The 23,898-nt window shown below is 72.7% G+C and carries 13 protein-coding genes; 10 read left to right on the top strand and 3 right to left on the bottom strand.

Annotation, left to right across the window (positions count from 1 at the left end; all coding sequences use genetic code 11):
* The 3 genes from Q0283_RS02905 to Q0283_RS02895 form a co-directional block, all read left to right on the top strand.
* Positions 1-840, top strand: an 840-nt coding sequence (locus Q0283_RS02905) for an aminotransferase class V-fold PLP-dependent enzyme (protein ID WP_298042783.1), incomplete at its 5' end; no start/stop codon positions are given.
* Positions 837-1,289 carry a Fe-S cluster assembly sulfur transfer protein SufU gene (gene sufU, locus Q0283_RS02900; protein WP_298042780.1) on the top strand — a complete coding sequence of 151 codons (453 nt, stop codon included), beginning with the start codon at positions 837-839 and terminating at the stop codon, positions 1,287-1,289. The genes Q0283_RS02905 and sufU, both read left to right, overlap by 4 nt.
* 132 nt (positions 1,290-1,421) lie before the next feature.
* Positions 1,422-2,861: a PHB depolymerase family esterase gene (locus tag Q0283_RS02895; protein ID WP_298042777.1), complete on the top strand. Its 1,440-nt coding sequence runs from the start codon at positions 1,422-1,424 to the stop codon at positions 2,859-2,861.
* 27 nt (positions 2,862-2,888) lie between these two features.
* Here the strand turns inward: Q0283_RS02895 and Q0283_RS02890 are convergent, their stop codons facing one another.
* The gene (locus tag Q0283_RS02890) at positions 2,889-4,052 is read right to left on the bottom strand and encodes an alpha/beta hydrolase (protein ID WP_298042775.1); all 1,164 of its coding nucleotides are present in this window, start codon (positions 4,050-4,052) and stop codon (positions 2,889-2,891) included.
* Between the two features lie 126 nt (positions 4,053-4,178).
* Between Q0283_RS02890 and rlmH the strand changes: the two genes are divergently transcribed.
* The 4 genes from rlmH (at position 4,179) to Q0283_RS02870 (ending at position 12,378) form a co-directional block, all read left to right on the top strand.
* Positions 4,179-4,637: a 23S rRNA (pseudouridine(1915)-N(3))-methyltransferase RlmH gene (rlmH, locus tag Q0283_RS02885; RefSeq protein ID WP_298042772.1), complete on the top strand. Its 459-nt coding sequence runs from the start codon at positions 4,179-4,181 to the stop codon at positions 4,635-4,637.
* A gap of 61 nt (positions 4,638-4,698) precedes the next feature.
* Entirely contained in the window at positions 4,699-9,903 is a 5,205-nt protein-coding gene (locus Q0283_RS02880) for an ATP-dependent helicase (protein WP_298042770.1), read from the top strand.
* Between the two features lie 39 nt (positions 9,904-9,942).
* Positions 9,943-10,977 (top strand): DNA-formamidopyrimidine glycosylase family protein, encoded by a 1,035-nt coding sequence (locus Q0283_RS02875; protein ID WP_183523250.1) that lies wholly within the window; start codon positions 9,943-9,945, stop codon positions 10,975-10,977.
* Positions 10,978-11,187: 210 nt separating this feature from the next.
* Positions 11,188-12,378: a glucose-1-phosphate adenylyltransferase family protein gene (locus Q0283_RS02870; RefSeq protein ID WP_183523249.1), complete on the top strand. Its 1,191-nt coding sequence runs from the start codon at positions 11,188-11,190 to the stop codon at positions 12,376-12,378.
* A 126-nt stretch (positions 12,379-12,504) separates the two neighbouring features.
* On the opposite strand, the gene Q0283_RS02865 is transcribed toward Q0283_RS02870, so the two are convergent.
* Positions 12,505-18,024, bottom strand: coding sequence for a carboxyl transferase domain-containing protein (locus Q0283_RS02865; protein WP_183523248.1), 5,520 nt, complete (start codon positions 18,022-18,024; stop codon positions 12,505-12,507).
* 58 nt (positions 18,025-18,082) lie between these two features.
* Positions 18,083-20,020, bottom strand: coding sequence for a ketoacyl-ACP synthase III (locus Q0283_RS02860; protein ID WP_183523247.1), 1,938 nt, complete (start codon positions 20,018-20,020; stop codon positions 18,083-18,085).
* Positions 20,021-20,290: 270 nt separating this feature from the next.
* Here Q0283_RS02860 and Q0283_RS02855 point away from each other — a divergent pair, with 270 nt between their 5' ends.
* Genes Q0283_RS02855 through Q0283_RS02845 form a run of 3 tightly spaced genes read left to right on the top strand, consistent with a single transcriptional unit; the run spans position 20,291 to position 23,886 of the window.
* A complete protein-coding gene (locus tag Q0283_RS02855) occupies positions 20,291-21,316 on the top strand; it encodes a pseudouridine synthase (protein ID WP_183523246.1) in 1,026 nt (341 codons plus the stop codon).
* A complete protein-coding gene (locus Q0283_RS02850) occupies positions 21,313-21,915 on the top strand; it encodes a DedA family protein (RefSeq protein ID WP_183523245.1) in 603 nt (200 codons plus the stop codon). The genes Q0283_RS02855 and Q0283_RS02850 overlap by 4 nt, the downstream gene beginning before the upstream one ends.
* The gene (locus Q0283_RS02845; RefSeq protein ID WP_298042759.1) at positions 21,916-23,886 is read left to right on the top strand and encodes a DMT family transporter; all 1,971 of its coding nucleotides are present in this window, start codon (positions 21,916-21,918) and stop codon (positions 23,884-23,886) included.
* Positions 23,887-23,898 lie beyond the last annotated feature (12 nt).

The raw sequence follows: 23,898 nt of genomic DNA, 5'->3' as shown, positions 1-23,898 counted from the left end.
CTGGCCGCCCGGACCGGTGCCACGCTGAGGTACATCCCCGTGACCGACGACGGCGCCCTGGACCTGGAGGCGGCCGGCACCGTCATCACCGACCGCACCCGGCTGGTGGCGTTCACCCACGTCTCGAACGTGCTGGGCGTGGTGAACCCGGTCCAGGAGCTGGTGGCCCGCGCTCGCGAGGTCGGCGCCCTCGTGGTGCTCGACGCGTGCCAGTCCGTCCCCCACCTGCCGGTGGACTTCCCCGCGCTCGACGTGGACTTCGCCGCCTTCTCCGGCCACAAGATGCTCGCGCCCACCGGGATCGGCGCCCTCTACGGCCGCCGGGAACTGCTCGCGGCCATGCCGCCGTTCCTCACCGGCGGGTCGATGATCACCACCGTCACCATGGAGGCCGCCGAGTACCTGCCCCCGCCGCAACGCTTCGAGGCCGGCACCCAGAAGGTGTCCCAGGCGATCGCGTGGGCAACCGCGGTGGACTACCTGCAGCAGATCGGCATGGACCGGATCGCCGCCCACGAGGCCGAGCTCGGCCGGCGGCTGCTCGGCGGCCTCCGGGAGATCCCGGGGATCCGGGTGCTTGGCGGGGACATCGAGGGTGAGCGGGTCGGCCTGGCGAGCTTCGACGTCACCGGGGTGCACGCCCACGACGTCGGCCAGTTCCTGGACGATCGCGGGATCGCGGTGCGCGTGGGCCATCACTGCGCCCAGCCGCTGCACCGCCGCTTCGGGGTGACCGCCTCGACACGGGCCAGCACGTACCTGTACACGACCGAGGACGAGGTCACCCGGTTCCTCGAGGGCGTGGCCGGCGTCGGCGAGTTCTTCGGGGTGCGCGCATGAGCGCCGCCGACCTGCAGGGCCTGTACCAGGAACTCATCCTGGACCACGCAAAGACCCCCTCGGGCACCGGGTTGATGGAGTCCGCCGATGGGCAGTCACACCAGCTCAACCCCACCTGCGGGGACGAGATCACGCTGCAGGTGCACCTCGGCGAGGGGGACACCGTCGCCCACCTCCGCTGGCAGGGCCACGGGTGCGCGATCTCCCAGGCCTCGGCCTCGCTGCTGTCCGAGCTCGCGGAGGGCCTGTCCACCGCGGAACTGACCGAACGGATCGACGCGTTCCGCACGGCCATGCAGTCCCGGGGGAAGATCCAGCCCTCTGAGGAGCTGTTCGGCGATGCCGTGGCCCTGGGCGGGGTCTCCCGCTACGTGGCCCGGGTCAAGTGCGCGATGCTCGCCTGGGTGGCCGCGGAGGACGCGCTCGCCCAGGCGACCGCGGGCCGCTGACCGGGACCTTTCGCGGCTGGACGGCATTCCAGCTGTTACCTGAATCACCTATCAGGTGTACCGTGCTGTGATCCAGCTCACAGCCGCAGTGCCCGGGAGAGGATGCCCGGCCGGCGTGAGGGAGGAGGAATCATGACCCCACCCGCTCACCCTGACCGGGACGACGCGTTCGACCGACCGGGCCCCGATCACCGCGGCCCGTCGGTCCCGGGCCCCACCGGACCACGGCGGACCCGTCGGCGACTGGTCCCCGTGCTGCTGGCCACGGTCCTGCTCTCGGCCCTGGCAGCCACCCTGACCCTGGTGGGGACCTCGTCCATGGCACAGGCGATCATCTGTCCACCGGGCTTCGAGACGCTGCCGGGTTGCACGGACACCGCGGGCGACGGGAGCGGTGACGACGGCACGAATCCGACGGGGACATGGACCACCGAGTCCATCGCCGGGATGAGCGTGAACCTCTATGTGCCCGAGACCGCCCCGGCCCACCCGGACGGCAGGGCCCTGATGGTCACCCTGCACGGCTGCGTGCAGAAGGCCGCGGACCTGAGGAACGGCGGGAACTGGGCGGCCACGGCCGACGAGTACGGCATGGTGGTGGCCGTCCCGGCGGCACCGAACGGCGGGGTCCTGCTCGGCTGCTGGGACTACTACGACGCCCACCACTCACGCACCTCCCCCGCCCGGCACGATGACAACCTGCTGGGGCTGGCCTCCGCCCTGACCTCCCGGACCGCGCTGGGAGTGGACGCGGACCAGGTCTACCTGACCGGCCTGAGCTCGGGCGGCGGTCAGAGCATGGTCATGGGCTGCCTGGCCCCGGACGTCTTCGCGGGCATCGGGATCAACGCCGGCCCGACCGTCGGCACCACCTCGGGGCAGATCTCCTCGGTGGCCACCTCCAAGGCCCAGGGCACCTCCACGTGCCGGGCCTTCGCGGACACCGCGGCCTCCTCCTTCGGCACCCAGCTGACCTCGGTCGTCTACGGCAGCAACGACTCCGTGGTGGCACCCGGGTACAACCCGCTCAACGCCGAGATCATGGCGGGGCTGTACGGCGCGACATCGACCTCGTCGTTCTCGCTGGCCGGCCTGGACGGGGCCAACACCGCCGGGGCGGGAACCCTCTACTCGGACGCGGACGGCCCGCGGGTATCCCTGGTCCAGAACACCGGACTGGGACACAACTGGCCCGCGGGCGGCGGTCCAGGCGGTTCCTACATCTCCACCCAGAGCATCGACTACCCAGCGTACGTGACGGAGTTCTTCTTCGAGAACAACCGCCGGACCGGGCCGCCGCCGACCGGGGAACCGACGCCCACGCTGGAACCGGACCCCACGCAGGAGCCGGACCCCACGCAGGAGCCGGAGCCCACCGCCGGTCCGGAGCAGTGTGTCACCGCGGCCAATGCGGACCACCGGTCTGCCGGCCGCGCGACCTCCTACGGCGTCAACCCCTACAACCCGTACTACGCGGTCGGGTCCCAGGACTACCTGGGCCAGGGTGACGCCACGGTGACCAGCCTGCACCGGTCCGCGGACGGCGTCTTCGACCTGGTGCCGTCCTGCTGAGACACCGGCGGAGCAGCCGTTGAGTCCTCAGGACGCAGGGTCCCGCCGCCGGTCCAGCTGCCGGTCCAGGAAGTCGGTGATGACATCCCAGGTCAGCTGCTGGCCCGGCGGCGGGGCCGGGTCCAGGTGGGCGGACTCCACCTCGGTGTCCAGCACGGAACCGGACGCGGCGAAGCGGAAGTCGTGGCCGACGTCGGCCACCTCGTAGTAGGCGGTGGGCACCCCGGCGGCGTCGAGTGCCGCGAACAGCAGTGAGCTCTGCCGGTACGGCACCACCCAGTCGTCGGTCCCGTGCGCGATGAGGGTGGGAGGGTCCCCTGCGTCGATGTACGCCAGGGGGCTCGCGGCGATGGCCAGGTCCGGGTGTCGGAGCGTCGAGGCCCCGATGAGCCGGGACTCGAAGGCCTGCAGGTCATCGTGGCAGCGGGTGACCCCGTAGGTCTCGTTGAACCGGTCGCAGGCCCCGGGCAGCATCTGCGAGGTGATGGAGAGGAAATCGGTGGGGGCGAAGAAGTTCACCACCGCGTGCACCCGCGAGGACACCCCCGTCACTCCCAGTTCCCCCTCCAGCGCCGGCTCGCCCGACGTCACGCCGAGCATGGTGGCGATCCAGCCACCGGAGGAGTTGCCCGCGGCCACGACCCGGTCCGGGTCCAGTCCGAACTCCTCGGCATGGGCGCGGATGAAGCGCACGGCCGCCTTGGCGTCGTGCACCTGGGCCGGGAAGACCGCCTGCTCGGAGCTGCGCACCGAGAACAGCGCCACCGCGTAACCGCGCCGCACCAGCTGTTCCGCCACCGGTTCGCCGCCCAGGTTGCCGTGGTCCGAAGTCCAGCCCGATCCCTGACTCCACAACACCACGGGGTACGGCCCCCTGCCCCGCGCGGGCACGAAGAGGTCCAGGGTGCCCGCGTTGCCGGGCAGGACCGCGTACTCGAGCCCCAGCAGCGCCTCGGCGCCCCGGGGCAGGACCCGGGACGACGGCGGCCCGGCCTGCGCGAGCAGGGCCGGCACGGCCACCGCGATGACCACCGCCAGGGCGATCACCACCGCGAGGACCCCGGCGGGGGTCCAGCTGGGAGTCCAGCGCCGCGGGGAGCGCCGGCGACGGGAGGGGGACCCGGGGTCCGCCGGCGTCGAGGATCCCGGCGAGCCGGCGGGCGGCCCGGGGGCGTCGGCGGGAACGTCCATGCTGGAGCCTTTCGCGGACCTGGCCGGCCCATCCGGCGATGCCTCCACATTAACCGGAGGAATCGCCCCGGTCAGGGCACGGTTCCGTCACGGGCGCGCCGCACGAGGAGATGTCAGGATGGACCCATGAGCGTGAGGATCCTGGCCGTTGGCAAGAAGCACGAGTCCTGGGTGTCCGAGGGCATCGACCGCTACTCCAAGCGCCTGAAGAAGCCCTTCGACCTCTCCTGGCAGCTGCTTCCGCACTCGTCCCGCGAGGGCGACGCCGCGCGTGCCGAGGAGTCCGCGCGGATCCTGGCGAAGGTCGACGGCCGGGACCACCTGATCCTGCTCGACGAGCGGGGCACGGGTTTCGACTCCCCCGGTCTGGCCCGTCACCTCCAGGGGCGGTTCGACCTCGGCCAGCAGGTCACGCTGGTGATCGGCGGCGCCTACGGCGTGGACGCCTCGGTGCACGAGCGGGCGGACACGGTGTGGTCGCTGTCGAAGCTGGTCTTCCCGCACCAGCTGGTCCGGCTCATCCTCGCCGAGCAGCTCTACCGGGCCCAGGAGATCGCCGGGGGCCGGCCCTACCACCACGTCTGAGCGTCCAGCGGCCGTCCCGGCCCCCGTTCCGGTGTCCGCGCCGGGGCGTACGCTGATGCCGATGACAGTTCTCCCGGATGCGCAGGCGGTCCTGGACCGCTTCACGCCCGCCACCCGCGAGTGGTTCGCGGGAGCCTTCGCGGCGCCCACGGACGCCCAGATCGGCGCCTGGGACGCGATCTCCAGCGGCCAGCACGCCCTCGTGGTCGCCCCGACCGGTTCCGGCAAGACCCTCTCGGCCTTCCTCTGGGCCCTCGACGGGTTCCTGCGGCCTGCCGGGGACACCTCGCCGCCGTCCAGGCCGGCACAGGACCCCCTGCCGGGTGACCTGCCCGTCCCGGCCCCGGGGAAGCGGCCGAAGAACCTCACCCGGGTGCTGTACGTCTCCCCGCTCAAGGCCCTCGGCGTGGACGTGGAGCGGAACCTGCGGGCGCCGCTGATCGGGATCACCCAGACCGCCCGGCGGCTGGGCGAGGAACCCCGTGACGTCAGTGTCGGCGTACGCTCCGGTGATACCCCGGCCCGCGAGCGCCGTCAGCTGGTCAGCAGTCCCCCGGACATCCTCATCACCACCCCGGAGTCGCTCTACCTGATGCTGACCTCGCAGGCCCGGTCCACGCTGGCCGGGGTGGAGACCGTCATCGTGGACGAGGTCCACGCGGTGGCCGGGACCAAGCGCGGCGCGCACCTGGCCGTGTCCCTCGAGCGCCTCGACGCCCTGCTCCCCGCCCCGGCCCAGCGGATCGGGCTGTCCGCCACCGTGGAGCCGAAGGAGGAGGTCGCCCGGTTCCTCGGCGGCATCCAGCCGGTGCGGGTGGTGGCCCCGGGGTCGGCCAAGTCCTGGGACGTGCACGTCACCGTCCCGGTGCCGGACATGACCGAGCTGCCCTCGGCGGCCGGCGCCCACGACCTCGGACCCGGTTCCGGCCTGGAGGCCCAGGCCTCGATCTGGCCGCACGTGGAGGAACGGATCGTGGACCTGGTCGCACGCAACCGGTCGACCATCGTCTTCGCGAACTCCCGGCGGCTGGCCGAGCGGCTCACCGGACGGCTCAACGAGATCTGGGAGGAGCGCCGGCTCGCCGCGTCCCTGGACGCGGAGGCCGGATCGGACGCGGCTGACGGCGGGCACGGCGGTGGGCGGGAGGAACCGGCACGCCTCGGTGAGGTCCTGGCCGGGGCGGTGCCCGGCGCCCGGGGAGACCGGCCGGCCCCGGGACATGCTCCCGCCCAGTTGATGGGCGGGTCCGGCCAGTCTGCCGGGACGGCCACCGAGGGCACCGGCACCGAGTTCGCCCGGGCCCACCACGGTTCGGTCTCCAAGGAACAGCGCGCCCTCATCGAGGACGCGCTGAAGACCGGCCAGCTGCGCTGCGTGGTGGCCACCAGCTCGCTGGAGCTCGGCATCGACATGGGCGCCGTGGACCTCGTCATCCAGGTCGAGTCGCCGCCGTCGGTGGCCTCGGGCCTGCAGCGCGTGGGCCGGGCCGGGCACCAGGTCGGGGAGACCTCCTCCGGCTGGTTCTTCCCCAAGCACCGTGGCGACCTGGTGGACACCACCGTCGTGGTGGAGCGGATGCTGGCCGGGAGGATCGAGTCCCTCACGGTGCCGGCCAACCCGCTGGACATCCTGGCCCAGCAGACCGTGGCGGCCTGCGCCCTGGACGAACTCGACGCCGAGGCCTGGTTCGACCGCCTGCGCCGCACCGCCCCCTTCGCGACCCTGCCGCACTCGGCCTACGAGTCCGTCCTGGACCTGCTCTCGGGCCGCTACCCCTCGGACGAGTTCGCCGAGCTGCGCCCCCGCGTGGTCTGGGACCGCGAGGCCGGTACCCTGACCGGTCGCAACGGCTCCCAGTGGCTGGCGGTCACCTCCGGCGGCACGATCCCGGACCGCGGGCTGTTCGGCGTCTTCCTGGCCGGCTCCGATGACCCGGCGGGCGGTGGTGCGGACGGCCCGACGGCGGCCGGCACCGCCCGCACCGGCGGCCGCCGCGTCGGCGAACTGGACGAGGAGATGGTCTACGAGTCCCGGGTCGGGGACGTCATCGTCCTGGGCGCCACCAGCTGGCAGATCCAGGACATCACCCACGACCGGGTGCTCGTCATCCCGGCGTTCGGCCAGCCCGGGCGGCTGCCGTTCTGGCGCGGAGACGCCGAGGGCCGCCCCGCCGAACTGGGCGAGGCGGTCGGGGCCTTCCGCCGCGAGGTGGAGACGGCGCAGTCCGCGGCCGCGCCGTCGTCGGAACCCTCCGCCGAGGACGGGGGCGCCGGCGCCGGGACCCGGGCCGCGGACCGGTTGCAGGCCGCGGGCCTGGACGAGTGGGCCCGGGACAACCTCACTGCCTACCTGACGGAGCAGCGCGAGGCGACCGGGGTGCTGCCCACCGAGAAGACCCTCGTCGTCGAGCGCTTCCACGACGAGCTGGGCGACTGGCGCGTGGTGCTGCACTCCCCCTACGGGATGCCGGTGCACGCCCCATGGGCGCTGGCCGTGGGGGCCCGGCTGCACGCCCGGTACGGGATGGACGGCTCGGCCATGGCCGCGGACGACGGGATCGTGCTGCGCGTGCCGATGATGGAGGACGAGCCGCCCGGAGCCGAGCTGTTCCTGTTCACGGCCGAGGAACTGGAGGAGATCGTCACCGCGGAGGTGGGCGGATCGGCGCTGTTCGCCGCCCGGTTCCGGGAGAACGCCGCCCGTGCCCTGCTGCTGCCGCGGCGAGACCCGCGCAAGCGTTCACCGTTGTGGCAACAGCGCCAGCGGGCGGCCCAGCTGCTGGAGGTCGCCCGGAAGTACCCGCAGTTCCCCATCATCCTGGAGACCGTCCGGGAGTGCCTCCAGGACGTCTACGACCTGCCGGCCCTGAAGCGGCTGGCCGGCCGGATCGAGGACAAGTCCCTGCGCCTGGTGGAGACCACCACGCAATCCCCCTCCCCGTTCGCCCAGTCCCTGCTGTTCGGCTACGTGGCCCAGTTCATCTACGAGGGCGACTCCCCGCTGGCCGAGCGCCGCGCCGCCGCCCTCTCGCTGGATCCCGGGCTGCTCAATGAGCTGCTGGGCCGGGCCGAGCTGGCGGACCTGCTGGACCCGGGCGTCATCGCCACGGTCGAGGCCGACCTGCAGCGGCTCTCCCCCACCCGGCGGGTCAGGGGAACCGAGGGACTGGCGGACCTGTTGCGACTGCTGGGCCCGCTGACCGCCGCCGAGGCCGCCGCCCGCATGCAGTCACCGGAGACCGAGGACTCCGAACCGGGTGCCGGTGCCGCGACGGAACACCAGGCCGCCACCCTGCTCGACGAGCTGGTCGCGGCGAACCGGGCCCTGCGGATCCGGCTGGGCGGGCGGGAACACTACGCCGCCATCGAGGACGCCGCCCGCCTGCGCGACGCCCTCGGCGTCGCCCTGCCCATGGGCGTCCCGCTGGCGTTCATCGAACCGGTCACCGACCCCCTCGGCGACCTGGTCTCCCGCTATGCCCGCACCCACGGCCCCTTCACCGCCACCGAGGCCGGCGCCGCGCTGGGGCTCGGTGCCGCCGTCGTGCTCCAGGTCCTGCAGCGGCTCGCGGCCGAGCGCCGCGTCAGCGAGGGACGCTACCGTCCCGGCGGGACGGGCCAGCCAGGGCCGCTGGACACCGAGTGGTGCGAGGTCGAGGTGCTGCGCCGCATCCGGCGCCGCTCGCTGGCCGCCCTGCGGGCCGAGGTCGAACCGGTGGAACAGCCCGCCTACGCCCGCTTCCTCGCCGACTGGCAGCACCTGGATCCCGCCCCCGGCGGCGGCTCCCCGGCCACCCTGCGCGGCGGGGACGGCGTGGCCACCGTCCTCGACCAGCTCTCCGGCGTGCCGGTCCCGGCCAGTGCGTGGGAGTCGCACGTGCTGCCGGCCCGCGTGCGCGACTACGCCCCGTCCCAGCTCGATGAGCTGCTGGCCACCGGGGAGTTCCTCTGGTCCGGCACCGCCGCGGCGGCCGGCAACGACGGCTGGATCGCGTTCCACCACGTCGACTCGGTGGACCTGAGCCTGGCCCGCGCCGAGGACTTCGAGCCGAACCCGGTGCACCGGTCGCTGCAGGAGGTGCTCGACGGCGGCGGGGCCTGGTTCTTCGGCCCGCTCGCCGGCCGCGTGCGCGAGGGCTGGAGCGGTGACGACGACCGTCCGACGAACGCGGACGTCCTCGCCGCCCTCTGGGACCTGGTCTGGGCCGGGCGCGTCGGCAACGACACCCTGGCCCCGGTCCGCGGGCTGCTCGGCCAGGGACGGACCGCCCACAAGTCCCGGGCGCGCACCCCCCGCGCCCGGCCCGCCCGTCCCGGACGCGGCGCCCGCCTCTCGCGGCTGCGGCGCCTCGAGGAGGTCACCGGTTCCCTCGACGCGGCCCTGGCCGGTGACGACGGGACCTTCCACGGGCCCGCCGGGACGGGACTTCCCACCGAGCTCGGGCCCACGGGAGCCGCGCGGGCCGCGGGACGGTGGTCGCTGCTGCCGGCCCCGGCCACCGACCCCACCCTGAGGGCCCACTCGGCCGCCGAGTACCTGCTGGACCGCTACGGCGTCATCACGCGGGGCTCGGTCATGGCCGAGGAGGTGCCCGGGGGCTTCGCCACCCAGTACCGGCTCCTCACCCGGATGGAGGAGGCCGGCCAGGTCCGCCGCGGGTACTACATCGAGCACCTCGGCGCCGCCCAGTTCTCCACCGGGGCCACCGTGGACCGGTTGCGCGGCTTCGCCCGCCAGGACGTGGCCGAGTCCCCCGCGGCGGGTCCGTCCACGGCGGCCGCCCACGTCGCCCCGGCCGGTGTGACGTGGTCCCCGCCGGCCCCCTCGGCCGCCACCTCCTGGACGCCGCCCGGACGGAACCCCCGTCCTGACCCCGGTCCTCCCGCCGTCGCGCTGGCCGCCACGGATCCCGCCAACCCCTACGGCGCGGCCCTGCCGTGGCCGGAGATCCCCGCCGGCCAGGACGGGGTGCGCCCCACCGGCCAACGTCCGGGACGCAAGGCCGGAGCCGTCGTCGTGCTCGTCTCCGGTGAGCTGGTGCTGTACGTGGAGCGCGGCGGGCGCACCCTGCTGTGCTTCTCCGAGGACCCGGACGTGCTCGGGCCCACGGCCCGGGCCCTGGCGTGGGCACTGCGCACGGCGCGGGTGGAGAAGATGTCGCTGGAGAAGGTCAACGGCCTGCCGGTACCGGGCACGGCCCTGGCCGCCGCCCTGTTGGAGGCGGGCTTCTACTCCTCGCCCTCCGGCATGAGGTTCCGGTCGTGAGGCCCGCCAGGACCTCACGGGAGCGCCCCGGAGGCCGGCATGCCCGAGGGTGACTCCCTGGTCCGGGTGGCCAACCGGTTGCGCCCCGTGCTGGCCGGGCAGTCCCTGCTGCGCACCGACTTCCGGGTCCCCCAGCTGGCCACCGCAGACCTGTCCGGCAGCACCGTGGGCGCGGTGTGGCCGCGGGCCAAGTACCTGGTCATCGAGACCGGTGAGCGCGCCGTGCTGTCCCACCTGAAGATGGAGGGGCACTGGGACGTGTACTCGCGCACCGGTCCCGACGGCGGCCCGGTCCGGCCCCGGTGGCGCTCCCCCGGTTGGCAGGCCCGGTGCGTCCTGGAGACGGCCGGGGACCAGGTCGTCGGGTTCCAGCTCGGACTGCTGGAGGTACTGCCGACGGCCTCCGTCGCCGAGCGGCTGGCCTTCCTGGGACCGGACCTGCTCGATCCGGCGTGGGATGACCCCGCGGACGCGGCCCGGCTGCTCCGTGAGTCGGTGGCGCGGCTGCAGGCGGACCCGCAGCGGCCGATCGGGCTGGCCCTGCTGGACCAGCGCCTGGTCTCCGGGATCGGCAACATCTACCGCTGCGAGACCCTGCTGCTGGCCGGGCTCCACCCCCACCGGCCGGTGGGTGCCGTGCCGGACCTGCCCGGACTGGTGCTGCTGGCGCGGGACCTGATGCGGGTCAACACCGGCCCCGGGCCGCGCGGTACCACCGGGGTCCTGCCCGACGGCGACGCCGCCTACGGCGTCCGGGTGCGGCCCGCCCCGGAGGGGCGCCGCGCGGGGGGCCGGCGGGACGCGGGCGGCGCGCGGTTCACGCCGGGCGGGGTTCCCGTGGACGGCGATCCACGCGGCCGCGCCGGAGCGGCGAGCACGGCAAGCGCTGCCGGCGCTGCCGTTGCTGCCGGTGCCGGGCTGCCCACCCGCCGGCAACCGAACTACTGGGTCTACGGCCGGGAGCGGAAGGGCTGCCTGCGCTGTGGCGGACCGGTCGTCGTCGAGCAGTTCGGGGACCTCGAGTCCGGGACCCCCGAGCGCGTGCTCTTCTGGTGCCCCCACTGCCAACGGTGACGGCCGGGTGGACGGGGTGGATCGGCTGACGACACCTGACGGTTGACGGGGCGGGGTCGGCTGACGGGGTGGTTGCGCACGGGTTACCGTGAAGGCCGGAACGAACGCCGGGGCCTGACACGGTGGCGAGCCTGCGGGCCGCCCACCGGAGGGCGCCCGGGGACCATCCCCGGCGCCGGGAGCCCGGACGCCGACGCGACAGGAGGAGCCATGGCCGACCCCTTCCCCGACGACCCCGCCCGCCGCACCGTGGCCCTGGTGCTGGCCGGCGGCCGCGGATCACGGCTCTCGCCGCTGACCGATGCGCGGTCCAAGCCCGCCGTCCCCGTCGCCGGGCAGTACCGGCTGATCGACGTGGTGCTGTCCAACCTGGCCCACTCGGGGCTCCGGGACGTGTGGGTGGCCGAGCAGTACCGTCCCTTCACCCTGAACCAGCACCTGGCCGGGGGCAGGCCCTGGGACCTGGACGGAACCCGCCACGGCCTGCGGATCCTGCCCCCCGCGGAGGGCCGCATCGAGGAGGGGTTCTCCGCCGGCAACGGCCACGCCCTGTTCCAGCAGCTGTCCCTGCTGGAGGCCTTCGGCGCGGAGACCGTCGTGGTGCTCAGCGCCGACCACCTCTACCAGTTCGACCTCGGTCCGGCCCTGGACCAGCACCGCGAGCGCGGCTCGGACCTGACGGTCGTGACCACCGAGACCGACGAGGACCCGTCCCGGTTCGGCGTGGTGCAGGTGGCCCGCGACGGCACGGTCACCGACTACGACTACAAGCCCGAGGACCCCGCCGGGAACCTGGTGGCGGCCGAGATCTTCCTCTTCGACGTCGCCGCCCTGGCCCGGGCCACCCGCCGCCTCACCGCGGAACGAGACGACCCGGAGGGCACCTCCCTGGGTGACTACGGGGAGACGATCCTGCCGCACTTCGTCCAGGAGTGCCGCGTCCACGAGTACCGGCTCGAGGGGTACTGGAGGGACATCGGGACCATCGACGCCTACTTCAAGGCCCACATGGAGCTGCTGGAGCAGCGAGGCCTGCAATTGAGCAGGCCCGGCTGGCCGTTGATCACCAACGCCGAGTCCACGCCCCCGGCCTGGATCGACACGAGGGCCACCGTCTCGACCTCGCTCATCTCCGCCGGCGCCCGGATCCACGGCGAGGTCGAGCACAGCGTCATCGGGCCCGGCGTGGTCGTGGAGGCCGGGGCCAGGGTGTCCCGGTCGGTCCTGCTGGGCCAGGCGACCGTGCCGGCCGGCGCGGTGCTGGAATCGGTGATCGCCGACGTCGGCGCCGAGATCCCCGCCGGCCGGACGGGCCGCACCCGGCCCGGCCCCGGCAACATCACCGTCCTGGTGCCGGCCGACCGCGGGCCGGACAGCGACGACGAGACCACCGGCCACTGACCCGGACCGCCGGGCCGGACAGCTCAGGTGCGGGACCCGTCGCCGTCCGGGGACGTCCCCGGCGCCGGATCCCGCACCTGATGCACGGGTGGTGCGGGCCCGCGGTGGAGCGGGCCCGCACCGGCCTCACCGCACGTCGGCGGTCTGGGCCTCCTCCGCGTCCTCGAGGGTGACGCCGGCCTGGCGCAGCCCGCGCTCGACGGCATCCACCAGGTAGGGCCGCAGTCCGCCGGCCGGCACGATGACATCCACCGAGCCCACCTCGCGGGCCCGCTCGATGCTGTGCTTGCGGTCGAACTCGGAGCCCACCTCGCTGAGCTTCTCCGAACGCACCTCGGCGCGCAGCTCGGTCAGCTGGACGAGCATCCGGGCACGGTCGGTGTCATCCGCGGCCTCCACGGCGGCGATCAGCTCCTGGACCCGCGGATCCGCGGCCACCCGGGCGTTGACGTCCTTGGTGAACACCACCGCGGCGGCCGAGGACCCGCCGAGCACGGAGGCGTAGGCGCCCTCGACGGCGGCGACCTCCATGGTCTCGTTCAGCGTGCCCGAGAAGACCACGAAGGCACCGCCGTGGTACCGCGTGAGCACGCAGAACACGATCGGGCCGTCGAAGTTCACGATCGCCCGGCCGATCTCGGCGCCGTACTCCAGCTGCCAGGTCCGCATCGACTCCGGGGAGCCGTCGAAGCCGGACAGGTTGGCCAGCACCACCAGCGGCCGGTTGCCGCTGGCCGCGTTGATCGCCCGCGCCGTCTTCTTGGACGAGCGCGGGAACAGGGTGCCCGCGGTCCACTGGTCCGGACCGTCGGTCGGGTACTGGCCCGTGCGCTGCACCGCGCGGGACTCGATGCCCACGAGGCACACCGGGTGACCGCCCAGGTGCGCGTCGAAGACCACGGAGGTGTCGGCGTCGGCCATGTCCGCCCAGCGCTCGAGCACCTTGTGGTCCTGGTCCGCGACCGCCCGCATCACCGTGCGGATGTCGTAGGGCTTCTTCCGGTCCGGGTTCGCCTCGGCCGAGAAGATGTCCCCGACCGTGGTGAAGTCGCTGGACGGGTGGGTGTGCGGATAGGTCCGCACGTCCCGGTCCACCGGGTCCGACGTGGGAGCCGGGCGCGGGAAGCGCTCCCCCGGGGCGACGTAGGCGTGGTCGTAGTGCGCGAACAGCACGTCCACCGCCGAGGCCAGGTCCGGGGCCCAGTACTGCGCCTGGCCGTTCGGGCCCATGACGCGGTCGTAACCACCGATGCCGAAGTTGTCCTCGGCGGAGACACCGCCCGCGTAGTCCAGGGAGTGCTTGCCGGTGAGCACCATGGCGCTGTCCGGGGTCATCACGAGGATGCCCTTGGTGTGCATGAGCATGGTCGCCTCGGCGTTCCAGTACGGCTGCGCACCCACGTTGATCCCGGCCACGACGATGTTCACCTCGCCGCCGCCCTGCGTGAAGGTCACGATCCGGCGCAGCGCGCGGGACACCCAGTCCATGTTCTCGGTGCCGCGATCCATGGAGATCTCGGCACCGGCGGACAGCGCGAACCACTCGACCGGGATGCCCTTCTCCTCGGCGAGGTCGATCGCGGCCACCACCCGGGCGCACTCCGGCTCGGCCAGCGAGCCCAGCGCCTTGGTCGGGTCCCCGAACAGCACCACGCGGCTCATGCCCTCGGGGTACCGCTTGGTCGGCGTGGTGACCACGCCGGCCACGATGCCCGCCGTGTTCTTCCCGTACGGACGGTCCACGGGGACCATCCGGCCGACCTCGTCCAGGTCGTGTTCGCTGAACGAACCCGTCTCGCCGGTGAGCATGGGGATGATCTCGTACGGGTACACGTTCCCGCGGGACCGTGCCCGGTGGACCTTCTGCGTGTAGGCGTCCATCGGCGGCAGCGGCTCCGTGTCCGGCTCCGTCACCCGGATGCTGACGCCTCCGGCCTCGAAGACGTAGCGCAGGGCCTGCTCGTGCGGCTCCGCGCCCGGCCGGTCCTGCATGCGGAAGACCAGGGTGATCTCCTCGAGGCCCACACCCAGGGTCAGCGGACGGAGGTTGCGGGCCACCACGGCCGCGATCTCCTCGATGCGGTGGTCGAACACCGGCCAGGCGTACAGCACCACCCGGTTCGCGAACAGCCGGCGCTTGGTGCCGCGCCGGGCCTGCGCGCGGCGGATGCCGGCCAGGCAGGCGGCGATGGTGCGCTCGGCCACCGGCAGTCCGGTGACGTTGCCCTCCGCGTCCAGGTCCGGGGTGACGTCGCGAATCTCGGCGAGCGCCACGATGCGCTCGTCGGCCGGGTTCTCCTTGGCCTCGAGGTGGAAGAGGAAGGTGTCCGGTTCGGCCGGCAGTCGCGTCCCGTTGAACTCCTTCAGTCGCCACAGTTCCACGCGCTGACCCGTGAGCGGGTGCATGTCCCGCGTGACCCGCTCCTCCTGCAGCTGCCCGCCCGAGGGACGGAAGGTGAACTGGCGGTGGGCCGAGCCCGCGGGGCCGAAGGCGGCGACGCTGACGCGCCGGGCCACGGCGGTCCAGCCGGTCGCCGAGAGCGCCTCCCGCAGCGCGTCGGACATCTCGTCCGGGTCCTCGGGACGGCCGTCCCAGGACAGGTAGAGGTCCAGGACGATCTCGCCGTCGAGTCCGGCCGCGACCGGCTCCAGGGCCGAGAGGGTCTCCCGGAGCCCTTCGAAGGACCCCACGGCGGAGACCAGTGCCAGCCGGGTCCCGCGCAGGTCGAAGGTCCCGGTGATCACGGGGCGCCCCGCCGCCGTGACCGACTGCACGTCGGTCAGGGTGCGGATCTTGTAGAACCGGCGTGTGATGGCCTCGAGCAGTTCGGCCTCGCCGATCCGGTTGCCGCGCACCGACTCCCCGACCAGGCTCAGGATCGGCTCCGGTCCGGCGACGATCTCGTCGATCCGCGCCTGGCGGTCGCCGGCCTCCGGGTGCGCCGCGAGGTAGGAGACGCTGCCCCGCACCCGGTCGAAGACCTGTTCACGGGCAGCCCGGATGCGCGGCTCCTCGAAGAGGCGGTACCGGAGGTTGCGGGCCACGTCGCCGATGACCGAGAACCGGGCCTGGGTCGCCACGACGAGGCGGTCCAGCACCTCCTCCACGCCCCCGATCGTCCGGCCGATCGGCTGGCGGTCCTCGAGCCAGCGCTCGAGCAGCCCCAGGACGACGGGGACCTGGTGGTCGATGCGCTGCTGGGCCAGGAACAGGCGGAAGACCGCCTGCTCCAGCTCCGGGGTGCGGTCCAGGCTCATGACGTCGTAGTGCCGCAGGGCACGGGAGAGCCGGTCCTGGAACGACGTCGGCAGGCCCTCGCCCTCCGCGTCCAGGGAGTGCAGGTAGGTGTGGAAGTGCTCCCGCGGGCTGTGCACGCGGGTGTCCAGTTCGTCCTCCCGCAGTGCCGGCCGGTTGCGGGCGAGTTCGCACAGGTCCGCGAACGTCGTCAGCAGGTCGAGCTCGGCCTGGACCAGTCCGGCATCGTCCAGGGACTCGCGCTGCACGACCTCGTCGTAGTCGGCCAGCAGGTCCTTGCCCCGGGTCTCGCTCACGTCGAAGCCGGTGAGGAGGGCCCGCAGGCCGTGCAGGTGGGCCAGGGCCTCGCTCCGCGAGTCCTCCCCCGTGGTGATGTCCCCGGCGGTGAACTCGACCCGCGGGGCGTCGTCCGCGACGGCCTGGTCGTCCGCGGACTCGAGCCGGACGAGGGAGGCACCGGCGTCGACCTGGGTGTTGACCGCCGCCAGCACCTCCTTGACGCGGCCGGCCTGCGGGGCGCGCACGGAGGTCTCCATCTTCATCGCCTCGAGCACGACGAGCACGTCCCCGGCCTCGACCTCGTCCCCGACGCTGACCGGCACGGACATGACGACCGCCGGGGAGGGGGTGCGGACCAGTCCGGCCTCGTCGCGCGAGATCCGGTGGGAGACGCCGTCGACCTCGATGAGGTGGCCGCCGGTGCCCTCCACGGCGACGACCATGGAGGTCCCCTTGCCGGTGACGACCCGGCGCTCGTACTCACCCAGTCGCTCGACGTCGACCTGGGTCTCCCCGTGGTCGCCGATCACCCGGTACCGGTGCGGCCCGGTCTTCTTGACCGTGAACGCGTAGGGCTGGCCCTGGTGGGCGAGCTCGACCGGGCGGCCGACGGTGTGGTCGGCGCGCGGGCGGCCACCGTAGGCGGCGGCGAGGAAGCGCTGGCGCTCCAGGGCCTCCTCCGCCTCATACACCTCGGCGGCGGCCGTCAGCAGCGCGATGTCGGCCTTGTCGGACAGGGACGTGCCGGTGCCCGCGCCGGTCCGGTCCAGCCAGCCGGTGTCCGCCGAGGCCGTGATGAGCTCCTCGCGGTCCAGCAGGTCCAGCAGGAAGGACTTCGTGGTGGTGCCGCCCTCGATGACCACCGTGGTCTCCCGCAGCGCGGTGCGCAACCGTGCCAGCGCGGAGTCACGGTCCGGGCCCCAGGCGATGATCTTGGCGACCATGGAGTCGAAGTCCGGCGGGATGACGTCGCCCTGGCCGATGCCGGTGTCCACGCGGATGCCCGGTCCCAGCGGCAGGTCGAGCAGCTTCACGGTGCCGGGTGCGGCGGCGAACTCGTTGTCCGCGTCCTCGGCGTTCAGCCGGGCCTCGACCGCGTGACCGTTCTCGGCCGGCATCTCGCCCTCGAGCGGCTGGCCGGCGGCGACCTGCAGCTGCAGGCGGACCAGGTCCAGCCCCGTGGTCTCCTCGGTGATCGGGTGCTCCACCTGGAGCCGGGTGTTGACCTCGAGGAAGGTGAACAGCTGCTGTTCGGGCTGGTAGAGGTACTCCACGGTTCCGGCACCGAGGTACCCGGCGGCCCGGACCAGGTCGGCGGAGACCTGACGCAGGTGATCGGACTGCTCCCGGCTCAGCAGCGGCGAGCTGGACTCCTCGATGACCTTCTGGTTGCGGCGCTGGATCGAGCAGTCGCGCACGCCCGGGGCCCACACGTTGCCGTGGGCGTCCGCCATGACCTGCACCTCGACGTGGCGGGCGTGGGTGACCAGCCGCTCCATGAACACCACCGGGTCACCGAAGGACCGCAGCGCCTCGCCCTGGGTGCGTTCGAAGGCGGTCTCGAGCTCGTCCTCGGCGTACACCTTGCGGATGCCGCGGCCGCCGCCGCCGCTGCGGGCCTTGATGATCAGCGGGTAGCCGATGTTCTGCGCGTGCCGGCGGGCGTCGGCCATGCTCTCCACGGGCCCACCGCTCCACGGGGCCACCGGGACGCCGACCTTCTCGGCCAGCAGCTTCGCGGTCACCTTGTCGCCCAGCCGGCGCATGGCCTCGGCCGAGGGACCGATCAGGGTGATGCCCAGCTTGTCGCACAGCTCGGCGAAGTTGGGGTCCTCGGCCACGAAGCCCCAGCCCACCCAGGCGGCGTCCGCCCGGGACTCGACCAGCGCACGCTCCAGCTCGGCGTAGTCCAGGTAGGGGCTGCCGGTCCCCGTCTTGCGCAGGGCCACCGCCTCGTCGGCCTGGCGGACGAACATGGCCCGCCGCTCGGCCTCCGTGTACATGGCCACGGTGCGGATGCCGTGGCCGAACTGGGCGTTGACCTCCTTCACGGCCCGGATGAGCCGCACTGCGGCCTCACCGCGGTTCACTACTGCGATACGTTCGAACATTCCTGACGTCACCGTCTTTCCGTCACGGGGCTGGGGGGAGTTGTCGGGGTCCACGTGCTCAGTTGAAGGCAACGGCCACGTCCTCGACGGACGACCCGTGCTCGAACACGTGGGCGTCGGCGGCGGCGGCCGGGGCGGCCATCACGGCGGGGTCGACCCGCATGATCGCGTAGCCGGCCACCGATCCGGCACCGAAGCCCGGCGCGAAGATCCGGGTGGGCCGGTCGATCACGCCGTCGCGGACCGCGTCGAAGATCGCCAGGGGAATGGACGCGGAGGAGGTGTTCCCCACCCGGTCGATGTTGAAGAACAGCTGCTCGGGGGTCAGGCCGGACTTCGTGGCCAGGTCGATGACCATGGACTTGTTGGCCTGGTGGGGCACGATCAGCTCGACGCTGTCCAGCAGGGAGGAGGCCCGCCCGTCGGGATCCGGCAGTTCGGAGATCTCGCCCAGCATCTGGGCGAGGTACCGCCCGGCCAGGTCCTTCACCTCGGGCCCGTAGACGGTGAGGTTGTTGTCGAACTCCGGGTTGGGCCAGATGATCGAGTTCACCTGGCTCACCGGGCCGGACGCGTAGGTGTTGAGGTACTCCAGGTCCGGGGTCTCACCCTCGGGCGCGACGCCGATGAGCAGTGCCGCGGCGCCGTCGCCGAAGATCATCCGCGAGGGCCGGACGTTGCCGATCTTGTCCGAGAACTTCTCGGCGCAGACCACCAGCACCGGGCGCTCGACGTCCTGCAGGATGCGCGTGGCCTCGGCGAGCGCGTACGGCAGCCCCGCGCAGGCCGCGATGAGGTCGTAGGAGGCGTTGGTCTGGTGGATCCCCAGCTCCCCGGAGACGTAGGTGGCGATCGAGGGCATCAGCCGATCGTTGGTGCACGTGGCCACGATCACCGCCCCGACCTCCTCGGGCCCCACGCCGGCGTGGTCCAGCGCGGACCGGGCGGCGTTCAGCGCCAGGTCCTCCACCTGGGAGAAGGTGTAGAGGCGCTCGCGGATCCCGGTCTTGTCCACGATCTGCTCGGCGGTCATCGGGGACCAGTTGTAGGCGGAGTTGCGGATCAGGTCGTCGTTGGTGCAGATCTCCTCGCCCCCGGCCACCGCCAGGGCGAGGATCCGGGGCTGGACGGTCAGGTCCCGCACCACGATGGGCTTGTACGGGCGGACGGGGGCCTTGGCCTCGACGGCCGGCGCCCCGGCGCGACGGCGTCCGCTGTGGCCGGTGGTGGCGCGGCGGATGAAGCGCTGGACGTCACGGCTCTTGGGACGGTAGACGATCACGTAGTCCTCGTCCCGCAGCTCCCGGGCCTCGACCAGCTCGGTCTTCGACCGGTCCCAGGGGAACTGGTTGTGCAGCACCATCGACCAGCGGCGCAGGGCCTCCAGCTGGGGGACGTCCTCGTGGACGTCCAGGATCTCCTCGTCCCGGAACACGGGGTAGTTGGGGTCGTAGTCGGTGATCCGTGCCACCAGCTGGGACGGGTCGGCCAGGATCTGCTCGACCGTCGGCTTGATCGCGGACAGCTCGGTGGCGTGGAACCTCCGATGCGCGAACACGTCGAAGAGCGTCTTGAAGACCTCGTCCTCGACCGTCGCGTCCCACCGCGCGTCCAGGGTGGGGTAGACCTCGCGCACGGCCTCGACCTTCCGGCCGCCGTCCTCCCACGGGGTCAGCGCGGGGATGTAGACGTCCTCGCGGTTGCGCGGCACGTCCTTCCACCGGGTCACGTGCTTGTCGTACATCGTCATCGCGTACCGGTTCGTCCAGAACAGGTTCATGGCGATGTCGCGCAGCAGGTCGGAGCGCCGGGCGTACTTGCCCTGTTCGATCCGCTGCAGGATCTCCGTGCCGCTCGGTGCCTTGGACTCGAAGTCCCGCTGGATGACCTCCTCGAGCGTGTCCAGGCTGTCCAGTGCCGTCACATCCAGCTCCGGGATGAAATTGGAGGGGAAGACGAGCCTCCCGTGGCTGTTCTTCATGACGGACTGCAACATCGTGATCTCCTACTGTCTGGACCCATGGGCCTGGTGCGCCGCGGCGGTCTTCTCGCCCCTCCGGGGGTCAGCTACCCCTTCAGTCTCATGGTGATGTGGGTCTCCACGGGAAATGTGAACTGCCATGGCTCTAAATGTGGTCCGAGGGTGAACTCTTGCCCGTTTTAAGTGTTACCGGAAGGTTTATTCAGGTTACTAATTAGTAAATTCGAACTTACTGGTTAGTAGGAGAGCGTAATTGATCTCGTCCTGGTCTGGAAGACTAGAGGCGTGTCCGTTCCCCCTCCCCTGCCCGTGCGCGACGGCGTCAACGCCACCCGCCTCCGGCTCCCCTCCTCGGGCTGGGACAGTGTGCTGGACTACGTGCTGCACCGCTGGGGCCATGTCGACCCCGAGGGCATCGTGGAGCGGTTCCGCACCGGCGAGGTCCGCGCCGCCGACGGGACCGTGGTCGCCGAGGACACCCCGCTGGGGGTGCACGAGTCCGTCTGGTACTACCGGTCCGTGCCCCACGAGGAGCCCATCCCCTACGAGGTGACCGTCCTCCACCAGGACGAGCACCTGCTGGTGGCGGACAAGCCGCACTTCCTGCCCACGACCCCGGGCGGCCGCTTCGTGCAGGAGTCCGCCCTGGTGCGGTTGCGCAACCAACTGGGACTGGACCACCTCGTGCCGATGCACCGCCTGGACCGGGCGACGGCCGGCGTCGTGCTGTTCTCCACCCATCCGGACACCCGCGGCGCCTACCAGGTGCTCTTCGAGCGCCGGCAGGTCTGGAAGGTCTACGAGGCCGTGGCCGCCCTGCAGGCCGGGACACGGCCCGAGACGCTGTCCGCCCGGTTCCCGTTGACCTACCGGAACCGGATGGACAAGGTCAAGGGCGTGCTGACCGCCCGGACCCTGGACTACGGTCCGCTCCATTCCGGGCACTCGCCCGGCACCCCGGCCCGGAAGGGCCGGCGGACCAACCGGCCCACCATCGGCGCCAACGCCGAGACCCGCATCGAGCTGCTGGGCACCGGGGTGTCCACGGGTGCCTGGGCGGGCGCCGCCGTCGCGCACCTGCGGTTGTTCCCGAGGACGGGACGCACCCACCAGCTGCGCGTGCACCTGGCGGCACTGGGCCTGGGCATCCTGAACGACCCGTTCTACCCGCGACTGCTGGACGCCGCCCCGGACGACTACGACCGGCCCCTGCAGCTGCTGGCCCACACCATCGGCTTCACCGATCCGCTGACGGGTGAGCAGCGGCAGTTCAGCTCCGGGCTGCGGCTGCGGGAACGACCCGTGGCATGACCGGGCTCGACGCGGCCTGGATCGAGTCCCTCGGCTGGTGGTTCCACCCGCTGACCGCGCTGCTGGTGGCCCTGGACGCGCCGGTGCCCCCCGTGCCGAGCGAGCTGTTCGTCATCGGCTCCGGGGCCATGGCGCAGCTCGGGACCGTGGGGCTCGCCCCCTCCCTGCTGGCCGCCTGGCTGGGCTGCTGGGCCGGGGACGTGGGGCTCTACGCCCTGTTCCGGTACCGGCTCACCGGCCTGCTGGACCGCGCCACGTGGGGCCAGCGCATCCACCGGGGCATCCTGCGGCTGCTGGACCGGGCCGGCCCGGCCCCCAGCTACGCCACGCTGTTCGTGCTGCGGTTCGTCTCCGGCGGGCGGACCGCCTCGATGGCGACCGCGGGGATCGCGTCCCTGCCCTGGAGGCCCTTCCTGGTGCTGTCCGGCGGTGGGGCCCTGGTCTGGACCCTCTACATGGTGGGCCTGGGCTGGGTCACCGGGAGCGCGACTGGCCTTCCGACATGGGCGAGCGCGGTGGTGGGCATGGTGTTGGGTACCCTTCTAGGGTTGGTCATTGCGGGGGTGATCGCCGTCCGGCGGCGCTCCAGGGAGGGGTGAATGGTGGACGAGACGTCCTCTTCCTCGGCCGCGCTGCACCGGATGAAGGCTGCAGCGGACAGGTCCACCGGCCCGGTGTCGCCCGGCCCGGTCTCCGGGTCGCGCCCGGAGGAACCCGCCGACGGACACTCGTCCGCCCGCCGGTCCGACGGTCCGTCCGGGGAGCAGGTCGGCCGCCAGGACGAACGCCCGGACGGCCGTGGGGTCGAGGCCGTCGACCGCGGTGACCGCGGGACGCCCGGGCACCGCGCGCCGGAGGGCGTCACGGCCGCCCAGGCGCGGTTGCGCCACGCCAACCTGCGCGAACCCGTCAATCCCGTGGAGTCCCTCAACGAGTGGCTGGACGGGCTCGGGGAACCGGACTGGGACAAGGTCTCCCAGGCGATCTACGAGTCCCCCGCCCATGCCAAGGCGGCCTACGAACAGGCCAAGGTCCGCCTGGCCGAGGAACGTGAACGCCGCGCGGAGGAGCGCCGGCAGGCCGAGATCGCCCGCCGCGAGGCCGCCGAGCGCGCCGAGGCCGAGCGGCGGGAGGCCGAACGCCTCGCCGAGGAGGAACGGCTGGAGGCCGAACGGCTCGCCGCCGAGCGGGCCGAGGCCGAGCGCCTGGAGGCCGAGCGCCGCGCACGGGAGCAGGCCCGCCTGGAGGCCCAGCGCCGCGCCGAGGAGGAGGCCCGGCTCGAGGCCGAGCGCCGGCTGGAGGCCCAGCGCGCCGAGGAGGAGGCCCTCCGCCTGGAGATGGAACGCCAGGAGCAGGAGGAGTGGCTCCGGCGCCAGCGCGAGCGGGAGACCTGGGCGTTGCAGGCCGCTGCCCGCGAGGCGGACGGTACCGACTGGGTCCCCCCGGCGGAGCGCCGTCCCCTGCTCGAGGAGCGGGGCGAGGACCTCACCGATGCCGAGCTGCTGGACCGCGCCCGGATCTTCCTGCCGGAGTGGCGGCACCGGTACCGCATCCTGGAGAAGGCCCAGGCCATCGAGGCCGCCACGCTGGGCGGCCGGTCCGCACCGTCGGCCTACGCGCCCCATGAGACCTACGGGGACGACAGCGGCTACGGGGACTACGCAAGTGAGCCGGAGCCCGAGGCCGTCCGGTACATCCCGCCCTACAACCTGCCCTCCCGCGAACCGGACCCCCTGCCGGGGTTCCTCGACCTGCTGCGCCAGGTCACCGTGACCCTCGCCTGGCTGCTGTTCGTGGCCGGCGGGATCTACGGGCTCGGCTTCCTCGGCGAGGACCCCACCGGCCCCTGGCTCCACGACCTGCACGGCGGCCGCTTCGCCGGCGGGTACTCGATGCTGTCCATGGCCTCGTGGGCCATGCTGGTCTGGCCCCTGCTGTGGCTCGCCCTGGGCGTGTACACCATCCACCAGTGGATGCCGTCCCAGGCCGCCGCCGCGCGCCAGCGGACCACCGGGTGGCGCGTGTCCGGGGCCATGGTGGCGGCCGTGGCGTGGTTCGTGATCGCCCGCAGCGGGGTCATGCTCGGTGCCGAACTCGTCGTCTGGCTGGCCCTGACGTCCCTGCTGGTGGGCTCCATCCACCAGCTGAACCTCTACACCGCGCGCACGCCGGTGGAACGGGTCATCACCGACGGGATGATCGGCCTGTTCACCGGCTGGGCGGTCATCTACGCGGCCACGAACACCTCCATCTGGCTGCAGTCCCTGGGCCTGAACCTGCTGTGGATCCCGGGCGCGGTGTGGGCGGTGCTCACGATCGTCGTGGTGGTCTGGGGCACGGCCATGATGGCCATGACCGAGCGCGGACGCATCACCATCGCCCTGGGACTGACCTGGGGGCTGGTGGCCATCCTGGTACCCCGACTGGTCGGATCCATGCACTCCGTGTGGGTCGCGATCGTCGCCGCGATGGGCCTGTTCGTGGTGCTGCTGGCCACGGAGAACCGGCGCTACCGGATCAACCACGCCGAGCACCGGGCGGCGCTGGGCCACGCGGTCGACGACGTCTGACCGTTCCGGGGC

Source organism: uncultured Citricoccus sp., assembly GCF_937871995.1.
In the GTDB taxonomy this organism is placed as follows: Bacteria; Actinomycetota; Actinomycetes; order Actinomycetales; family Micrococcaceae; genus Citricoccus.
The sequence above is the reverse complement of the archived record's forward strand: the minus strand, read 5'-3'. Positions and strand labels throughout refer to the sequence as shown.

What these genes read in the sequence shown, in the direction of transcription:
- Q0283_RS02880 (WP_298042770.1), top strand. Translation starts at nt 4,699, where the DNA reads ATGACAGTTCTCCCGGATGCGCAGGCGGTCCTGGACCGCTTCACGCCC.
- Q0283_RS02895 (WP_298042777.1), top strand. Translation starts at nt 1,422, where the DNA reads ATGACCCCACCCGCTCACCCTGACCGGGACGACGCGTTCGACCGACCG.
- Q0283_RS02865 (WP_183523248.1), bottom strand. Translation starts at nt 18,024, where the DNA reads ATGTTCGAACGTATCGCAGTAGTGAACCGCGGTGAGGCCGCAGTGCGG.
- Q0283_RS02870 (WP_183523249.1), top strand. Translation starts at nt 11,188, where the DNA reads ATGGCCGACCCCTTCCCCGACGACCCCGCCCGCCGCACCGTGGCCCTG.
- Q0283_RS02860 (WP_183523247.1), bottom strand. Translation starts at nt 20,020, where the DNA reads ATGTTGCAGTCCGTCATGAAGAACAGCCACGGGAGGCTCGTCTTCCCC.
- sufU (WP_298042780.1), top strand. Translation starts at nt 837, where the DNA reads ATGAGCGCCGCCGACCTGCAGGGCCTGTACCAGGAACTCATCCTGGAC.
- Q0283_RS02845 (WP_298042759.1), top strand. Translation starts at nt 21,916, where the DNA reads ATGGTGGACGAGACGTCCTCTTCCTCGGCCGCGCTGCACCGGATGAAG.
- Q0283_RS02850 (WP_183523245.1), top strand. Translation starts at nt 21,313, where the DNA reads ATGACCGGGCTCGACGCGGCCTGGATCGAGTCCCTCGGCTGGTGGTTC.
- Q0283_RS02875 (WP_183523250.1), top strand. Translation starts at nt 9,943, where the DNA reads ATGCCCGAGGGTGACTCCCTGGTCCGGGTGGCCAACCGGTTGCGCCCC.
- rlmH (WP_298042772.1), top strand. Translation starts at nt 4,179, where the DNA reads ATGAGCGTGAGGATCCTGGCCGTTGGCAAGAAGCACGAGTCCTGGGTG.
- Q0283_RS02890 (WP_298042775.1), bottom strand. Translation starts at nt 4,052, where the DNA reads ATGGACGTTCCCGCCGACGCCCCCGGGCCGCCCGCCGGCTCGCCGGGA.